The organism is Candidatus Methylomirabilota bacterium (assembly GCA_035315345.1).
In the GTDB taxonomy this organism is placed as follows: domain Bacteria; phylum Methylomirabilota; class Methylomirabilia; order Rokubacteriales; family CSP1-6; genus CAMLFJ01.
Genome location: DATFYA010000137.1, coordinates 15,040 through 29,010 on the forward strand (window position 1 = coordinate 15,040; position 13,971 = coordinate 29,010).

17 protein-coding genes are annotated in these 13,971 nt (G+C 67.4%); 10 read left to right on the forward strand and 7 right to left on the reverse strand.

Annotation, left to right across the window (positions count from 1 at the left end):
• Window positions 1-55: 55 nt before the first annotated feature.
• On the forward strand, window positions 56-1,909 hold the full coding sequence (ftsH, locus tag VKN16_18665) for an ATP-dependent zinc metalloprotease FtsH (GenBank protein ID HME96235.1): 1,854 nt from the start codon (window positions 56-58) through the stop codon (window positions 1,907-1,909).
• A gap of 99 nt (window positions 1,910-2,008) precedes the next feature.
• Window positions 2,009-3,337, forward strand: coding sequence for a catalase (locus VKN16_18670; protein ID HME96236.1), 1,329 nt, complete (start codon window positions 2,009-2,011; stop codon window positions 3,335-3,337).
• A 4-nt stretch (window positions 3,338-3,341) separates the two neighbouring features.
• Here the strand turns inward: VKN16_18670 and VKN16_18675 are convergent, their stop codons facing one another.
• Window positions 3,342-3,986 (reverse strand): MarC family protein, encoded by a 645-nt coding sequence (locus VKN16_18675; GenBank protein ID HME96237.1) that lies wholly within the window; start codon window positions 3,984-3,986, stop codon window positions 3,342-3,344.
• Window positions 3,987-4,222: 236 nt separating this feature from the next.
• Here VKN16_18675 and VKN16_18680 point away from each other — a divergent pair, with 236 nt between their 5' ends.
• The 8 genes from VKN16_18680 (at window position 4,223) to VKN16_18715 (ending at window position 10,741) form a co-directional block, all read left to right on the forward strand.
• On the forward strand, window positions 4,223-5,230 hold the full coding sequence (locus VKN16_18680) for a glyceraldehyde 3-phosphate dehydrogenase NAD-binding domain-containing protein (GenBank protein HME96238.1): 1,008 nt from the start codon (window positions 4,223-4,225) through the stop codon (window positions 5,228-5,230).
• A gap of 84 nt (window positions 5,231-5,314) precedes the next feature.
• Window positions 5,315-5,623, forward strand: coding sequence for a hypothetical protein (locus VKN16_18685; protein ID HME96239.1), 309 nt, complete (start codon window positions 5,315-5,317; stop codon window positions 5,621-5,623).
• Between the two features lie 74 nt (window positions 5,624-5,697).
• The gene (locus VKN16_18690; protein ID HME96240.1) at window positions 5,698-6,117 is read left to right on the forward strand and encodes a hypothetical protein; all 420 of its coding nucleotides are present in this window, start codon (window positions 5,698-5,700) and stop codon (window positions 6,115-6,117) included.
• 12 nt (window positions 6,118-6,129) lie between these two features.
• Window positions 6,130-6,681, forward strand: coding sequence for a plastocyanin/azurin family copper-binding protein (locus tag VKN16_18695; protein ID HME96241.1), 552 nt, complete (start codon window positions 6,130-6,132; stop codon window positions 6,679-6,681).
• Between the two features lie 5 nt (window positions 6,682-6,686).
• A complete protein-coding gene (locus VKN16_18700) occupies window positions 6,687-6,893 on the forward strand; it encodes a DUF488 family protein (protein ID HME96242.1) in 207 nt (68 codons plus the stop codon).
• Window positions 6,890-8,983: a transketolase gene (tkt, locus tag VKN16_18705; GenBank protein HME96243.1), complete on the forward strand. Its 2,094-nt coding sequence runs from the start codon at window positions 6,890-6,892 to the stop codon at window positions 8,981-8,983. Before VKN16_18700 ends, tkt begins: the two co-directional genes overlap by 4 nt.
• Before the next feature lie 52 nt (window positions 8,984-9,035).
• The gene (locus VKN16_18710) at window positions 9,036-9,806 is read left to right on the forward strand and encodes an FAD-dependent oxidoreductase (protein ID HME96244.1); all 771 of its coding nucleotides are present in this window, start codon (window positions 9,036-9,038) and stop codon (window positions 9,804-9,806) included.
• Window positions 9,803-10,741 carry an AlkA N-terminal domain-containing protein gene (locus VKN16_18715; GenBank protein ID HME96245.1) on the forward strand — a complete coding sequence of 313 codons (939 nt, stop codon included), beginning with the start codon at window positions 9,803-9,805 and terminating at the stop codon, window positions 10,739-10,741. The genes VKN16_18710 and VKN16_18715 overlap by 4 nt, the downstream gene beginning before the upstream one ends.
• A gap of 161 nt (window positions 10,742-10,902) precedes the next feature.
• Here VKN16_18715 and VKN16_18720 read toward each other — a convergent pair whose 3' ends face one another.
• The 6 genes from VKN16_18720 to fdhE all read right to left on the reverse strand — a co-directional run.
• The gene (locus VKN16_18720) at window positions 10,903-11,127 is read right to left on the reverse strand and encodes a CDGSH iron-sulfur domain-containing protein (GenBank protein HME96246.1); all 225 of its coding nucleotides are present in this window, start codon (window positions 11,125-11,127) and stop codon (window positions 10,903-10,905) included.
• A gap of 6 nt (window positions 11,128-11,133) precedes the next feature.
• On the reverse strand, window positions 11,134-11,379 hold the full coding sequence (locus tag VKN16_18725; protein HME96247.1) for a DUF2630 family protein: 246 nt from the start codon (window positions 11,377-11,379) through the stop codon (window positions 11,134-11,136).
• 60 nt (window positions 11,380-11,439) lie between these two features.
• Complete coding sequence (locus tag VKN16_18730) at window positions 11,440-12,111, reverse strand: LLM class flavin-dependent oxidoreductase (protein HME96248.1); 672 nt, start codon at window positions 12,109-12,111, stop codon at window positions 11,440-11,442.
• Between the two features lie 4 nt (window positions 12,112-12,115).
• The gene (gene nrfD / locus VKN16_18735) at window positions 12,116-13,006 is read right to left on the reverse strand and encodes an NrfD/PsrC family molybdoenzyme membrane anchor subunit (protein HME96249.1); all 891 of its coding nucleotides are present in this window, start codon (window positions 13,004-13,006) and stop codon (window positions 12,116-12,118) included.
• A 2-nt stretch (window positions 13,007-13,008) separates the two neighbouring features.
• Window positions 13,009-13,773 carry a 4Fe-4S dicluster domain-containing protein gene (locus VKN16_18740; protein ID HME96250.1) on the reverse strand — a complete coding sequence of 255 codons (765 nt, stop codon included), beginning with the start codon at window positions 13,771-13,773 and terminating at the stop codon, window positions 13,009-13,011.
• Window positions 13,774-13,783: 10 nt separating this feature from the next.
• The coding region (gene fdhE / locus VKN16_18745) for a formate dehydrogenase accessory protein FdhE (GenBank protein ID HME96251.1) at window positions 13,784-13,971 on the reverse strand (188 nt) is incomplete at its 5' end.

The following is a 13,971-nucleotide window of genomic DNA, read 5'->3' on the forward strand; positions in this document are numbered from 1 at the left end:
CGCCCGTCGGCACGGGCGGCCTGACGCGGCACTGGCCCTGACCGGGGAGAGAACGATGGAACCGAAGCAACGGACGTTTTCCACCTGGTACGCCGTGGCGGCCGTGCTGCTGTTCTTCGGCCTCCAGGCGATGCTGCTGGTGCCTCATCCGGAGACAGTGTCATACAGCGAGTTCAAGGCCCTGGTGAAGGCGAGGAAGGTCAGTGACCTGGTCCTGGACAAGGACACGATCACCGGGACCCTGGCGCTCACGGGGCTGGAAGGCGTGCTGCCGAAGGAGAGGGTCGAGGCGATCAAGCGAGCGGGCAAGGAGGCGCCGAGCTTCGTGACGACGCGGGTCGAGGACCCGGGGCTGGTGCCGGAGCTCGAGGCCGCGCACATCCGGTACACCGGGCACGTGACGAATCCATGGGTGGCGACGCTGGTGTCCTGGGTCCTGCCCGCGGTCATCTTCTTCGGGCTCTGGATGCTGGTCATGAAGCGGATGAATCCACAGAGCGGGCTGACGTCTTTGGGCAAGACCCGGGCGAAGGTGTACGTGGAGCATCAGACCGGGGTCTCGTTCGACGATATCGCGGGAATCGACGAGGCTCGCGGCGAGCTGATGGAGCTCGTGGATTTCCTGAAGAACCCGCAGCGCTATCGGCGGCTGGGTGGGAAGATCCCGAAGGGGGTGCTCCTGGTCGGGGCGCCGGGAACCGGGAAGACCCTTCTGGCCAAGGCGGTGGCGGGAGAGGCCGGGGTCCCGTTCTTCAGCATGGCCGGATCCGACTTCGTGGAGATGTTCGTCGGGGTCGGCGCGGCGCGCGTGCGCGACCTCTTCATCCAGGCCCAGGCCAGGGCGCCCAGCATCGTGTTCATCGATGAGTTCGACGCCGTGGGGAAGGCGCGTGGAATCAGTCCCGGGTTCGGAGGGCATGACGAGCACGAGCAAACGCTGAACCAGCTCCTCGCGGAGCTGGACGGGTTCGACACCCAGGCCGGCGTGATCATCCTGGCCGCGACGAATCGGCCGGAGATCCTCGACCCGGCGCTCCTGCGACCGGGGCGCTTCGACCGCCAGATCGTGATCGACCGGCCGGATCTCAGGGGCCGGGAGAAGATCCTGCAGGTCCACGCACGAAAGGTCACGCTGGCTCCGGGCCTCGATCTCTCCGTCATCGCGGCTCGGACGCCCGGCTTCGTCGGGGCCGATCTGGCGAATCTGGTCAACGAGGCGGCGCTCCACGCGGCCCGGGAGGGGAAGGAGGCCGTGGCCCTCCCCGACTTCGACCAGGCCATCGACCGGATCGTGGGGGGCCTCGAGCGGAAGTCGCGGATCATCAGCCCGAAGGAGAAGGAGGTGGTGGCCCACCATGAGGCCGGCCATGCCCTGGTCGCCGAGTCTCGGGAACATGCCGACCGGGTGTCCAAGATCTCGATCATCCCACGTGGAGTGTCGGCGCTCGGGTATACGCAGCAGCAGCCCACGGAGGACCGCTATCTGATGACCCGCGCAGAGCTGCTGGACCGCCTGGACGTGCTCCTCGGCGGGCGCGTGGCGGAGGAGATCATCTTCGGGGATGTCTCGACGGGCGCCCACGACGATCTGCAGCGGGCCAGCGACCTGGCGCGGCACATGGTGACCCAGTACGGCATGAGCGACGAGCTGGGATTGGGAACATTCGAGCGGCCGCGGCAGGCTCTGTTCCTCAGCGGCCCGAGCGTCAGCGAGCGTGAATACAGTGAAGACACCGCTCGGATCATCGACGCGGAAGTGCGGAAGTTGCTGGAGGCCGCCCATCAACGGGTCCGTGGGACGCTGGAGGAGAAGCGCAACATACTCGAGGCGCTGGCCAAGCTGCTGATCGAGAAGGAGGTCGTGGATCGGATCGCGCTCACCACACTGTTGGCCGCGCCAAGGGTGTGAACGAGGCGGCGGAAGGTCGGAGCGGCATCGTTCGGCGGCCGGTTGTGTGGGCCGGAAAGGAGCGAGGTGATGGCAAGCTCAGCAATTAGCGAACAGCTCGTGGACGCGTTGCAGGCCCTGTTCGGGGTTCACCCCGGCTACCGGGCGGTTCACGCAAAAGGCATCGTCTGTGAAGGCACCTTCAGCCCGGCGCCGACCGCGGCTTCGGTCAGCCGCGCGCCCCATCTCCAAGACGTCTCGGTGCCGACAACGGTCCGGTTCTCCGACTTCGCGGGCGTCCCCACCGTGCCCGACGGCGACCCGCTGGCCAGCCCGAGAGGCATGGCGATCAAGTTCCATCTGCCGGGTGGGATCGACACCGACGTCGTGGCCCAATCGTACGACGGGTTTCCCGTCCGGACCGCCGAAGAGTTCCTGGTGTTCGTGCGCGCGCTGGCCACGAGCGGCCCACCGCTCGCCGACTTTCTGGCCAGCCATCCGCAGGCGAAGCGGTTCGCGGAGGCGCCGAAGCCGGTCCCGGCCAGTTTCGCCACGGAGTCGTACTACGGCGTCAACGCCTTCCGCTTCACCAACCGCGAAGGCGTGAGCCGCGCCGGCCGATACCGGATCCGGCCGGAGGCAGGCGAAGAGCACCTGGATGCCGCCGAGGCGGCCCGCCGGCCGGGGAACTTTCTCTTCGAGGAGCTTCGAGAGAGGCTGTTCCGAGGTCCCGCTCGGTTCCGCCTGCTCGTCCAGCTCGCTGACGACGGCGACCCGATCGATGATGGCTCTCTGCCCTGGCCCGAAGGACGACGGCAGGTCGAGCTGGGCACCATCGTGGTCACCGCCCCGCTCGCGGATAGCGCGGCGGTCGAGCGCCGGCTGCTCTTCGACCCGGCCCGGCTGGTGGACGGCATCGGGCTCTCGGAGGATCCACTGCCTCTCGCCCGGTCGGCCGTGTACGCCATCGCGTACCGGCGTCGAAACGAGGCGGTGCACCTGGAAGTGACGGGCGTCCACCTCTGCTGCCAGGGGTGCGTCGATGCCGTTGACGCCGCCGTGAAGAGCGTGGCGGGGGCGACATCCCGTTGTGATATCGAGAAGCAGACCGTGGCGCTCACGGCCCGCGACGGCGCGGCGGCTCAGAAGGCGCTCGACGCCGTCGCGGCCGCCGGCTTCCACGGCCGCACCGACGACGCGCACCTGGCGATGAAGGCGGTGAGCCGCATTCCCCGGGGCCGGGTGAAATACCTGAAGGTCTCGGGCATCCATAACTGCTGCGATCTGTGTTGCGAGGCGATCAAGGGGGCGATCGCGACCGTGGACGGCGTGGCCGACGACACGGCCACCCCGGGGGCGACGGCCTTTGAGGTCACGGGCGACTTCCAGGCCGCTGCGCTCGTAAAGGCCCTCAACACCGCCGGCTTCGGCGCGAAGGTCAAACGGTGAGCGATCACCGGAACACCGTCCCCCTGAGGGCCGCGATCGCATTGAGCATGAACTGGAACGCGATCGCGGCGAGGAGCAGGCCCATGACGCGAGTCGTGATCCGCAGAGCGATGGGACTCAGCCACTGCATGCCCCTGGCCGAGAGGCGAAGAACGAGATAGCTCACCAGGGAAACGGCGAGGATGCAGCCACACAGCGCGATCTGCTGGGCGAGCCCCCGAGCCTGGCCGTGAAGCACGATGACCGTGGAGATGGCGCCCGGCCCGGCCAGCATGGGGATGGCCAGAGGCGTCACCGCGATGTCCTCCTTGGCTGCGCCGGCGATGGTCTCTTCGCTCGTCTCCTGGACCCGGGACCGCTGCGCGCGCAGCATGTCCAGGGCGATGAGCAGCAAGATCATGCTGGCCGCAAGCTGAAAGGCGGGCAGGGTGATGCCGAGGAAGCGAAAGATCAATTTCCCGGCGAGTGCGAAGAGCAGCAGCACGGCGGCCGCCACCCCGCACGCCAGCCGGGCGGTCTTGACCCGATGCTCCGGGCTGTAGCTGGGGGTCATGGCCAGGAACGCGGGGACCGTCGCGATCGGGTCCACGATGACGAAGAGCGAGCTGGTGGCCAGCAGGATGTACTCGAGAAGACTCTGCCAGGCCATGGAGTGAGCGTGATCTCCGTCGCGTGTCCTGCGAACCTGGCGTGCCGGATCTGGTTGCCGGCGTTGCGGGCTCGTCACTCCGATGCCCAGTCGCGCACCTTCCGGACGTCCGCTAACGCTCCAGAGTGTACCCCTCGGCCTCGGTCGTCCGCGAGGCACTTTCAACATGTGCTCGCTCCGGTACGTCGGGCGCCTGTCGTGGCCGAGGGGAGCGTCGGAGAACGGGGGGATGGGTCATGACCAGGATAGCGATCAATGGGCTCGGTCGGGTCGGGCGGGCCGCGTTCAAGCAGATCATGGAGGACGGGGAGCTGGAGGTGGTGGCGGTCAACGACCTCGCCCCGGTGGAGGAGCTCGCCTATCTGCTCGGGCACGACTCCGTGTATGGCCGCTACGGGCGTGACGTTCGCGCAGAGAGTGGCCGCCTCGTCGTCGACGGCCGATCCTGCGTCGCGCTGAGCGAGGAGAGCCTGGACAAGTTGCCCTGGCGTGACCTCGGGGTGGCGGTCGTCCTGGAGTGCACGGGCGTCTTCACCAGGCAAGCGGATCTCGAGCGTCATGTCGACGCCGGCGCGAAGTTCGTCATCCTCTCCGCGCCGGTCGAGGGCGGTGACGTTCCTGCCATCGTCCACGGCGTCAATCGGGCCGAGCGCGGCGCCCGCATCGTCTCGTGCACGAGCTGCACGACCAACTGCATCACCCCCGTGATCGAGATCCTCGGCCGCCGGCTCGGGATCCTGAAGGCGACCATGACCACGACCCACGCGTATACGGCGAGCCAGGCGCTCGTCGACCGGCCCGACCGGGACCGCCGCCGTGGACGTGCCGCGGCCACCAACCTGGTCCCGTCGACGACCGGGGCCGCGAAGGCCACGATCCGGGTGCTCCCCGAGTACCAGGGCAAGTTCGACGGGGTGGCGATCCGGGCCCCGGTGCCCGTCGGTTCGATCGCGGATATCGTATGCCTGGTCGCGCGGCCGACCAGCGTCGATGAGGTGAACCGCCTGTTCCGCGAGGAGGCGTCGAGCAGCCGTTACCGCGGCATCGTCGGCGTGTCCGACGAGGCACTCGTGTCGGCGGACATCATCCAGGACCCGCGAGCGTCGATCATCGACTGCTCCCTGACGCAGGTCGTCGACGGCGATCTGGTGAAGGTGATGAGCTGGTACGACAACGAGTGGGGGTATGCCGCGCAGCTGGTGCGGGAGGCCAAGGCCGTCGGACGAACGAGGCCAGAGGGGTGAAAGCTCAGCAGGCCGAGGCAGGGAATTCGGCGGCTTGGGTAAGATGTGCGGGCGCCGGGTCACTATGTGACGGCAGGAAACGCGATGGACTCACGCTCGATCGAACGCTTGCTGCGACACGTCTTCGACGCGGAGCCCGAGGAGATCTCCTGCTCGGAGTGCTTCGATCTGCTCTCGGCCGGCGTGGAGCTCGAGCTGGCCGGAGCTACGTGGGAGCCGGGCCTGACCCGCCTCGGCCGGCACCTCGGGCAGTGCCGCGTCTGTCGCGACGAATACGAGACACTCCGCGACTTCGTGCGCTTCGAGGCTGAAAAGCCGACCCTTCCTCCTGACAGCACCTCGCCGGTGCCAGAGTGCTCGGCACGTAAGATTCCCCTCGAATCCGACACATAACTGATGACGAGCCTCCGTCATGGACGTTGGGCCGCGAGCAACGCCGCATCTCACCCGCAGCAGGAGGAATGGACATGCCACATCATGGTTTTCTGGCGACGATCCTGGCATTGAGCCTCACCGTTGCCGCGTCACCGACGGCCGCATGGGCGCAGCAGACCGCGCCGCCGGGCGGGAAGTTCCAGAAGGTGAGCGCGCTCGTGGCGCTCCCCGATTTCCTTCCCGGGATGGGCACACTCTACGTGGACCCCGCTACGATTCCGGCCGGGCCGTTCCTCGCCTACGACCGCGATGGAAAACTCGTGAGCTCCCTCTACATGATCCCCCTGAAGGACCTCGACGCCCACAAGGCGTTCAACAATCTCGGGGCGGCCAAGGAGAAGGTAGACCACGTCGATCTCTACTACAACGCGGGCCATCCCGGCGTCCCCGAGCCGCACTATCACGTCGTCGTGTGGTACGTCTCGCCCGAGAAGGCGGCGAGCCTCAAGTAGGGTCCGGCGGCAATGCTGACGCGGCGCGCGCTGCTCGAGGCCGGCGGGCTCTGGCTCGCCGGCCTCGCCCTCCCGCGGCCGAGCGGGGCGGCGGCGCCGATCGAGATTCGCATGATGAGTGACACCCTGGGGACCAAGGTATGGTTCGATCCCATCGGTATCCGCATCGAGCCGGGCCAGACGTTGCGCTTCATCGTGCACGCCAACGTGCACACCACCACTGCGTACCATCCTCGAAACGATCTCCACTCGTTGCGGATCCCCGAGGGGGCGGAGCCGTGGGACTCGGGATTCCTGGTCAATCCGGGCAGCCACTTCGAGGTGACCCTCAGAGTGTCAGGCGTCTACGATTACTTCTGCGCGCCCCACGAAGCCGCGGGGATGGTGGGGCGCATCGTGGTGGGTCGGCCGGCTGGTCCAGGCGGACTACCGTTCGACTATTTCAAGGGCCAGCCAGGCACGGGAGGGTGGAAGCCCGTGCCCCGAGCGGCACAAGAGGCATTCCCCAGCGTGAACGACATCATGCGTCGGCGAGTGATCAAAAACAGCGGAGAAGGGAGATAACGGCAATGATCAGACTGAAGCGTGGCTACGAAAAGCCGCCCCGAGATGACGGCGTGCGGATCCTGATGGATTGGTTGTGGCCGCGCGGTTTGACGAAGGCGCGCGCGGCGTTGAGCTCGTGGCTGAAAGGAGTGGCCCCGAGCGCCGAGCCGCGCAAGTGGTTCGGTCATGACCTCGTGCTGCAAAAGGTCCCCGAGGGTCGCAAGCGATGACGTCCGGGGCGACGCTCGACGAGCTGGCAATCAACACCATCCGGTTCCTGTCCGTGGACGCCGTGCAGCAAGCCAATTCCGGACACCCGGGTCTACCGATGGGCGCAGCGGCCATGGCGTACGTCTTGTGGACGCGGCACTTACGGCACAATCCGACCAATCCGGAGTGGCCGGACCGCGACCGGTTCGTCCTCTCGGCCGGGCACGGCTCGATGCTCCTGTACGCGCTCCTCCATCTGACCGGCTATGCCCTGCCGCTCGATCAGATCAAGCGGTTCCGACAGTGGGGCAGCCTGACCCCAGGTCATCCGGAGCGCGACCTGACGCCTGGCGTCGAAGCCACTACCGGCCCTCTCGGACAGGGGCTCGGCAACGCGGTGGGCATGGCCATCGCCGAGGCACATCTGGCTGCGCGCTTCAACCGGCCCGGACACGAGATCGTCAACCACCGCACCTACGTCATCGCGAGCGATGGCGACATGATGGAGGGAGTCCAGTCCGAGGCCTGTTCGCTCGCCGGCGACCTCAAGCTCGGCAAGCTGATCGTCCTCTACGACGACAATGGCATCACGCTCTCGGGCACGACCTCGTTGACCTTCCAAGAAGACGTGGGCGCGCGATTCTCCGCCTACGGCTGGCACGTGCAGCGCGTCGGAGACGGCAATGACCTGATGTCGGTTGAGGCCGCGCTCCGGGAGGCCTTGCGGGTCGCCGACCGGCCGTCGCTGCTCATGGTGCGGACCATCATCGGGTTCGGGGCTCCGCTCAAGCAGGGGACCTTCCACGCCCACGGCTCTCCGCTGGGCCCGGAGGAGGTGCGGGCCGCCAAGCAGAACCTGGGCTGGCCGGTCGAGTCCGCGTTCCTCATTCCCGACGAGGCGCGGGCGCACTTCCGCTCGGCGGTCGAGCGCGGTGTGCGATGGGAAGAAGAATGGCGCCATCGCCTCGAGGCGTATGTGGCGACCTTTCCAGATCTCGCATCGGAGCTGACCCGCCGGCAGGCCGGCGACTTGCCGCCCAGGTGGGACGACGACCTGCCCATCTTCGTCTCGGACCCGAAAGGCCTCGCCACCCGCAAGGCGTCCGAAGCTACGCTGCAGGCGCTCGCCGTCAGACTGCCTGAGCTCGTGGGCGGATCGGCGGATCTCGACCCGTCCACGCTCACGGGACTCAAGGGTCAGGGGGACTTCGCGCCCCCGTCGATGTCCGAGGAGGGCGTGCAGGGAGCGGTCGGAGGCGTCTGGAGTCCCGCCGGGCGCAATGTCCACTTCGGGGTGCGAGAGCATGGCATGGGCGCCATCGTGAACGGATTGGCGTATCACGGCGGCTTCGTCCCGTATGGGTCGACGTTTCTGGTCTTCTCCGACTACATGCGCCCGGCGGTACGGCTGTCCGCGCTGTCGCGTCTGGGGTCGATCTGGGTGTACACGCATGACAGCATCGGCCTGGGGGAAGACGGTCCCACTCACCAGCCGATCGAGCATTTCCTGGCGCTTCGGGCCATCCCCGACCTGCTCTTCATCCGGCCGTCGGACGCGAACGAAACGGTGTGGGCGTGGCGAGTCGCCATCGAGAATCGCCACCGGCCCACCGCGCTCGCGCTCACTCGTCAGGCCGTACCGACGCTGGATCGCTCGATCTATGCGTCGGCCGAAGGGCTTACTCGCGGAGCCTATGTGCTCAATGGGCACACCGAAGCGTCACGCCGGCCGGACCTCATCCTGATCGCGACGGGCTCCGAAGTCCAGCTCATCGTCGCCGCCGGCGAAACCCTGGCGGCGAAGGGGGTCGAGGCACGGCTGGTGTCGATGCCTTGCTGGAAACTGTTCGAGGAGCAGACGCCGGAGTACCGGGAGAGTGTGCTGCCCGCCTCGGTCACCGCACGGCTCGCCGTCGAGGCCGGGCGCTCCCTGGGCTGGGAACGCTGGGTGGGCACGGCCGGCGCCACCATCTCGCTGGACCGGTTCGGAGCCTCGGCGCCGGGTGAGGTGGTGATGCGGGAGTTCGGATTCACCACGGATCAGGTCGTGCGTGCGGCGGAAGCGCTGCTCATTGGGCACGCGAGGCCTCAGGAGGCCAACGTCCCATAACGCCGAGCCCGCTGGCATGCCGACTGCTACGGGAGCAAGGAGAACGAAGACGATGACGACCGAAGTCAAGTGGCCGGTCTATTCGCTGAAGCTGGAGAGTCGAGCCGAAGTGGCCGAACGCACCTTGGAGTTTCACTTCGCGAAGCCGTCGGGGATGACGTTCAAGTCGGGGCAGTTCATGGATCTCACCCTGATCGATCCTCCTGAAACGGATGCCGAGGGAAACACGCGAGGCTTCTCGATCAACAACGCGCCGGACGACCCCGAGTTGATGTTCACCACTCGCCTGCGTGATACCGCCTTCAAGCGCGTGCTGCGGTCGATGCCGCTCGGAACGGAGCTCAAGGTCGAGGGGCCGTTCGGAAACCTCACGCTGCACAACAACGCCAGCCGCCCTGCGGTCCTGCTGGCTGGCGGAATCGGCATTACCCCGTTTCGAAGCATGGTGCGCCGGGCGGCACACGAGAGCTTGCCGCACCGGATCTTTCTCTTCTATGCCAACCGACGTCCGGAGGATGCGCCGTTTCTGGACGAAATGCGCGGTCTGGAGCGGACAAACCCGAGGTTCACGTTCGTCCCGACAATGACTCGGATGGCCGGCTCGCACCTGCCCTGGAAGGGAGACACCGGCTACCTCAATCGCGACACTCTCTCGAGGTACCTGAGAGACGATGCGGGAGGGGCGTCGCCCGGAAACGTTCTCGCTGGACCGATCTACTACATTGCCGGCCCGCCGCGGATGGTCGCAGGTCTTCGGACGATGCTGAACAATGCTGGCATCGATGATGATGATGTCCGGACGGAGGAGTTCACTGGCTATTGAAAGCGGAATCGCAGGAGACGCAGCTCAGCACCCGAGCCCCGTTTCATCTCGAGGCCACCGTCCGCGTGCTGCAACGCCGGCCGACGAACCTGGTCGAGGTCTGGGAACAGGGCCGCTACGTACGGGTGCTGAGGACGTCGGAGGATCTCACGTTGGTCGAGGTGGAGAACCGCGGGACGATTGATGAGCCTGATGTGCGCTACTCCTTGCGCCACGGCAACCCTTCCACCGCGACGCGGCGTCAGCTTGCACGGACCCTACGGAAGGTGCTGGGCCTCGACGTGGATGCGGGCCCCCCGCAACGGCTCGTGGAGGCGGACCGCAGGCTCCGACCCGTCGCGCTGGCCTTACGCGGCATGCGGCCTCCGCGGTTTGCCGAATGGTTCGAGACGTTCGTCAACGTGGTGCCGTTCCAGCAGCTGAGCCTGGAGGCGGGTCTGGCCATCGTGGGGCGACTCGTCGAGCGATTTGGCGAGCAGCTCGAACAGAGCGGCCGCCGCTTCCATGTGCCTCCTACGGCTCGAGCTGTCGCCGTGGCGCGCCTCGAAGCGCTGCGGAAGTGCGGCCTGAGCTCTCGGAAGGCCGAGTCGCTTCGCTACCTGGCCCGAGCGATCGAGTCGGGCGAGCTGGCCGAAGACAAGATCTCCGGCATGAAGACGGACGATGCACTCAGAGCGCTCGTCGAGTTGCCGGGCATCGGCCCCTGGAGCGCCAGCCTGGTCCTGCTGCGCGGTCTCGGTCGCCTCGACGTATTTCCCCCGGGCGATGTCGGCGCCGCGCGCGGGCTCGGCGCGCTGATGCACCTTCGGCCGGGGGCATCGCTCACCCGTCGCGTCGAGCGCTTGGGCGCGTACCGAGGCTACCTGTACTTCTACGCCCTGGGCGGCAGCCTCCTGAGGAAAGATCTCATTCAAGCCGCGTCTTCATCGCGATGATGGACGCAGTCGAGCCAGGATGGGCAGGGCCGGATGCGCCGGTGATCCGGACAACTCGGCCCCTCGCGAAACGCTGGAGCGAATGTCGTGCGCACTAGTATTCGTCGGGGGTCTTCAGCGCGTATGCGATCGGAAGCTTCACCCGACGGCAATCAGGGTCGTTACACGTAGAGTGCCCCTTCCTCCTCATCTCGGGTCTTCAGGTGAGTAGCATCGCAGAACGGCTTATCGAGGGAGAGGCCGCAGCCGCAAATCCAGAGCGTTTCACCGTCACGGTCGAGCTTGTACGGACCCTGACGGTCATGCTTGACTAGTCGAGCCATGGATGTCTCCTTGTCGCATCGCTCTCGCCATAGTGACGCGGAAACGCCGTCGCTCACCGTCATCGGCGTTCACGACTCGTACTTCTCGACGATTTCGGACGGCCGGATCCGTGCTTGGTCTGGGTCGAGACCAAACTCCCGGAGCGCCTGACGTTGACGTAAGAGATCCCAGCACTGATCGAGCTCGACCGCGATGCCCTTCAGGTGCTGGCGGTCAGCGTCCGAGAGCGTCTTCTGTCCGTAGATCTGCTGCTGCTCCTTCACGAGTCGTTCGATGTGCTTGCGCACCGGTCCATCGGTCTCCTGGTCCGCCATTTGACTGAACCTCCGGGTGAGTCGTGACATCTCGGGCGGCAAGTTCTTCGCGACCTCGAATCAGCCCTGGGCGAGGGTCAGATCGGAGCGATCGTCGTCTTCGTCGGCGTTGCGCAGGAGATCGAGGAGCCTGGGACCGGCGGCAACGATCAGGCCGGTGGCGCCGACCGCGGTGGCGGCGGCGAGCAGGCTCCGCCAGTGCTCCCGGCCGTCGGGTGCCGGGCCCCGCGTCCAGAGCTCGAACGGCGCGGTCAGCCGGTCGCGCCGGCGACGGTCGCGTGCCTGGTCGAACGCGGCATGGCACTGCGCGGACTCGACGCCGGCGACCAGGCCGTCGGCGAGCCGGGCTCCCACCACCGCGTGCCCGCCGCCAAGGGCCTCGAGCAGTACCGGCCCCGGCCCGCCGCGGCGAACGCGGGCGATCAGCGCCTCGGTTCCGGTCGGCTCGCCCGCGGCGACGACCGCTGTGAGCACGCGCCCGCGGGAGAGCCGGTCGAGCGTGTCCCTCCGCCGCGCGAGCGCGTCGGAGGCATCCGCGTCACGAGCCGAGACCGAGATGGCCAGCCGAGCACGGCCGGTGACCGTCGCGATGCCGGCGAGCACCAGCCATGGGTCGAAGCCGTCGTCGGGCAGCCACAGCGAATCCACCCCGGCGGCGTCGAGCGCCCGGGCGTCGGCCAGGTAGTCGCCGGCATCGGTGAAGCGGGCAGATAGCAGGACGCCGATCCTCATCACGTCACATCTGCGCGCCGAAGACCACCACGATCCGCAGCGCCAGGCCGCCCAGGAGCACCAACCACCCCGCGAGCACCGGCACACCGCGCCGACCCGCGCCCGGCTCGCGGGATACGATGAGCGGTACCAGGATCCCGATGGCTACCAGCGCCCAGAGCGCGAGCCACCGCGGCGCGAACAGGCGGCCCGCCAGGGTCCCCAGCGTGACGAAGAATGCGGCCAGCAACACCAGCTCGAGCACGAGGAATACGCGGTCTGCACGGACAAGTTTGCGCTCCGTGGTCGGCGCATCGGCCCGCGCCCGGGCCACGATCGCCAGGGTCGCCGCTCCCACGCTCAGCCCGGAGGCCAGGAACAGCCCGCCCAGCGTCCACGTGTCGCTCCAGACCGGCTGGTTGCTCACGCTCAGCAGCACCCCCGTGTACCCTGCCACGAACAGCCCGAACAGCGCGCCGAGGATCATGAAGACGCGGCCGAGCCCGCTCCCCATCACATCCGCGATGCCCCGGGCCAGCCCATGCCGGAGCCGGCCTTCCTGCACCAGGGCCTCGATGAACGACAGGGTCGCGAAGAAGCCGAAGCCGAGGAGCGCCCACGCGCCCACCGACATTGGAGACCAGTACTTGAAGTTGAGCGCCCCCGTCCGGCTGTTCACCAGCATGTGCCAGAACCGGGCGGGGTGGCCGAGGTCCAGGGTGAGCAGGATCGGGCAGATCACCATCGCGAGAAACGCGACCAGGAACGCGAGCCGGGCGACGCGCTGGTCGCGGGCATCGCCGAGCAGCCGAAGCAACGTGCCGATCAGGTATGCGCCCCCGGCCAGGCCGCCGAGGAAGAAGTACCAGACGATGTACCACTCCCACTGCGGCGGGGCGACGAAGTGCTGAGGCATGGCTAGCCCTCCTCGCCGCGCTGGCGGAATGCGATCACCGCGCCGACCACGCCCAGCACCGCCGTCACCAGCGAGCCCAGGTAACCTCGCACGTTGTTGCGACTCGGCAGCACCGCATTCGCGGTGTTGGGCTGCCGGTAGGCCTCCGGCTTGTCGGTCAGCAGGAACAGCGCGTGCAAGCCGCCGTACTCCTGCTCGCCGTAGAGCTGGGCATTGGCCACCCCCTGCGCCTTCAGGTGCTGGAGTCGCGTCGTCGCCACCGTGCGCATCTCGCTCAGGTCCCCGAACTTGATCGACTCGGTCGGACAGGCCTTGGCGCACGCCGGCATGAGATTGTTCTGGAGGCGGTCGTAGCAGAACGTGCACTTCTGGGCGAGCCCCGTCTTCTCGTTGAAGCCGATGACGGCGTACGGGCACGCCGCGATGCAGTCCCGGCAGCCGTTGCAGACGTCGGGCTGGATGTACACGGTGTCGAACTCGGTCCGGATGATGGCGTTGGTGGGGCACACCTCCATGCAGCTCGCGAGCGAGCAGTGCTTGCAGACGTCGCTCATCATGCTCCAGGCCGCGCCGCCCTTGGGCGTGCTGCGCTCGTGGAACTGCACGTGTCGCCAGTTCTGATCGTCGAGCCGGCCGGTGTTGTCGAAGCCGTCGAGGAACTTGGGGGTATGACCGGGGAGCTGGTTCCACTCCTTGCAGGCGACCTCGCAGGCCTTGCAGCCGATGCAGAGCGTGGTGTCGGTGAAGAAGCCGACCGTACGTGCCATGTGGCTCTCCTTATATCCCCATGAGGTTCGGTACGATCTTGGCGAAGCCACGCTCTCGCGCGTGCAGGTCGAGCGGCAGGGCCACCAGCTCGTCCGCGATGGGCACCGCCGCCGGGTCCTTTCGACCGTCCACCGTGATCAGGTACCGCCGGCACGTCTCGCAGGCATCCGCCCGCAGGGTCGGGAGGCGCTCGGGGT

Bases quoted from the DNA above. Each gene is read 5' to 3' on its own strand.
- ftsH (HME96235.1), top strand. From the start codon at position 56: ATGGAACCGAAGCAACGGACGTTTTCCACCTGGTACGCCGTGGCGGCC.
- VKN16_18675 (HME96237.1), bottom strand. From the start codon at position 3,986: ATGGCCTGGCAGAGTCTTCTCGAGTACATCCTGCTGGCCACCAGCTCG.
- VKN16_18680 (HME96238.1), top strand. From the start codon at position 4,223: ATGACCAGGATAGCGATCAATGGGCTCGGTCGGGTCGGGCGGGCCGCG.
- VKN16_18685 (HME96239.1), top strand. From the start codon at position 5,315: ATGGACTCACGCTCGATCGAACGCTTGCTGCGACACGTCTTCGACGCG.
- VKN16_18690 (HME96240.1), top strand. From the start codon at position 5,698: ATGCCACATCATGGTTTTCTGGCGACGATCCTGGCATTGAGCCTCACC.
- VKN16_18695 (HME96241.1), top strand. From the start codon at position 6,130: ATGCTGACGCGGCGCGCGCTGCTCGAGGCCGGCGGGCTCTGGCTCGCC.
- VKN16_18700 (HME96242.1), top strand. From the start codon at position 6,687: ATGATCAGACTGAAGCGTGGCTACGAAAAGCCGCCCCGAGATGACGGC.
- tkt (HME96243.1), top strand. From the start codon at position 6,890: ATGACGTCCGGGGCGACGCTCGACGAGCTGGCAATCAACACCATCCGG.
- VKN16_18710 (HME96244.1), top strand. From the start codon at position 9,036: ATGACGACCGAAGTCAAGTGGCCGGTCTATTCGCTGAAGCTGGAGAGT.
- VKN16_18720 (HME96246.1), bottom strand. From the start codon at position 11,127: ATGACGGTGAGCGACGGCGTTTCCGCGTCACTATGGCGAGAGCGATGC.
- VKN16_18725 (HME96247.1), bottom strand. From the start codon at position 11,379: ATGGCGGACCAGGAGACCGATGGACCGGTGCGCAAGCACATCGAACGA.
- VKN16_18730 (HME96248.1), bottom strand. From the start codon at position 12,111: ATGAGGATCGGCGTCCTGCTATCTGCCCGCTTCACCGATGCCGGCGAC.
- nrfD (HME96249.1), bottom strand. From the start codon at position 13,006: ATGCCTCAGCACTTCGTCGCCCCGCCGCAGTGGGAGTGGTACATCGTC.
- VKN16_18740 (HME96250.1), bottom strand. From the start codon at position 13,773: ATGGCACGTACGGTCGGCTTCTTCACCGACACCACGCTCTGCATCGGC.